1 protein-coding gene is annotated in these 2187 nt (G+C 75.1%); it reads left to right on the top strand.

The window, feature by feature from the left end; genetic code table 11:
* Nucleotides 1–2187: condensation domain-containing protein (locus tag ACZ7JZ_RS35995; protein WP_470947382.1), on the top strand; the 2187-nt coding region annotated here is incomplete at both ends.

Genomic DNA, 2187 nt, shown 5'->3' with positions numbered 1-2187 from the left:
ACCGGCGAGCTCTACCTCACCGGACACGGCATCGCCCACGGCTACCACCACCAACCCACCACCACCGCAACCCACTTCACCCCCAACCCCTACGGCCCCCCCGGCACCCGCCTCTACCGCACCGGAGACCGCGCCTACTGGGACGCCGAGGGCAACCTCCACTACGCGGGCCGGGCCGACACCCAGATCAAGATCCGCGGGTTCCGGATCGAGCCCACGGAGATCGAGACCACCCTCACCGGGCACCCCCGGATCCCGCAGGCGGCGGTGGTCACCCACCCCGACCGGCACGGCATCGCCCAGCTCACGGCGTACGTCACCACTGATCCCGCCGCCCCCGTGAACGCGCAGGAGGTACGGGCCTGGCTGCGCACGCGGCTGCCGGACCACATGGTCCCGGCCTTCGTGACCGTGCTGGACCGGATCCCGCTGACCGCCAACGGGAAGATCGACAAGCGGGCCCTGCCCGCCCCGGACCCCGAGACCGCGACCACCGGGCGCGCCCCGCGCACCCCGGTGGAGGAGATCCTCTGCGGGCTGTTCACGGAGATGCTGGCCGCCGCCGAGCCGCTGACCGCCGACGACAACTTCTTCGACCTCGGCGGGCACTCGCTGCTCGCCGCCCGGCTCGCGAGCCGGATCGGCGCCACCCTCGGCACCCGCCTGACCACCCGCGACGTCTTCCAGCACCCCACCCCCGCCCAGCTGGCCGCGCACCTGGCCCAGCGCAGCGGCCGGCCCGCCGCGCCCCCGCTCACCCCGGCCGCCCGCACCTGCGAACTGCCCCCGCTGTCGTACGCACAGCAGCGGCTGTGGCTGGTCGCGGACCTCGACCAGGGCGGTACGGCGTACAACGTGCCCATGGCCGTACGGCTGGCCGGGCCGGTGGACGCCGGGGCGCTCCGGGACGCCGTCGAGGACCTGGTGGCCCGGCACGAACCGCTGCGGACGGTGTTCGTGCAGGTGGACGGCGAGCCGCGGCAGCGGGTGCTGCCCGCCGGACCGCAGCGGACCGTCTTCGAGCAGCGCGCGGTCGCCCCGGAGGCGGCCGGGGCGGAGCTGGCCGCGGCCGCCGCCCGGCCCTTCGACCTGGCCGCCGAGACCCCGCTGCGGGTGACGCTCTTCGACCTGGGCGGGGACCGGCACGTCCTGCTGCTGCTCCTGCACCACATCGCGACGGACGGCCAGTCGCTGCGCCCGCTCTTCGCCGACCTGGGCGAGGCCTACGCCGCCCGGCGCGAGGGCAGGGCCCCCGATCTGTCCGAACTCCCGGTGCGGTACTCCGACTTCGCGCACTGGCAGCGCACCGCGCTCGGGGACGCGGCCGACGGCGGAAGCCTCCTCGCGGGTGAACTGGCCTACTGGAGGACGGCGTTGGCCGGGCTCCCGGAGGAGACGGGCCTGACCCTGGACCGGCCCCGGCCGGCGGCGCCCAGCCACCGCGGCGGGGTGGTCCCGGTGGACTTCGGCCCGGAGCTGTACGAGCAGGTGGTGGCCCTGGCCAGAGCCGAGCGGTGCACCCCCTTCATGGTCGTGCACGCGGCGCTGGCGGCCACCCTCACCCGGCTGGGCGCCGGCACCGACCTCGCGGTCGGGGCCCCCGTGGCGGGCCGCTCGGACGACCAACTGGCCCCGCTGGTGGGCTTCTTCGTCAACACCCTGGTGCTGCGGACGGACACCTCGCGCAATCCGTCCTTCCGGGAGCTGCTGGCGCGGGTGCGCTCCGCCGACCTGGACGCCTTCGCCCATGCGGAGGCCCCCTTCGACCTGGTGCTGGAGGCGGTCGCCCCGGAGCGGACCCTGTCGCGGCACCCGCTCTTCCAGATCTGCCTGGCCCTGGAGGCCGGCGGCCCGCCCGCACTGGAGCTCGCGGGGGCGCAGACCCTGGACACCCGGCCGGTGTCCGGCGGCGCGGCCAAGTTCGACCTGGAGTTCCTGCTGTCCGGGGACGAGAAGGACGGGCTGGGGGGTGCGGTGGTCTACGCGGCCGAGCTGTTCGACCGTACGAGCGTGGAGCGGATGGCCGCGATGCTGCGCCGGACGCTGGAGCAGGTCACGGTCCGGCCGGAGCTGACGCTGAGCCGCCTGGAGCTGCTGGACGAGGTGGAGCGGCGGCTGGTGCTGGAGGAGTGGAACGACACCGCGGTCCCGATCCCGGACGCCTCACTGGGCGGTCTCTTCGAGGAG

It is taken from the genome of Streptomyces sp. NPDC038213 (assembly GCF_055600495.1).
Note: the sequence above shows the minus strand (reverse complement) of the source record. Positions and strands in the feature narration are given on the sequence as shown.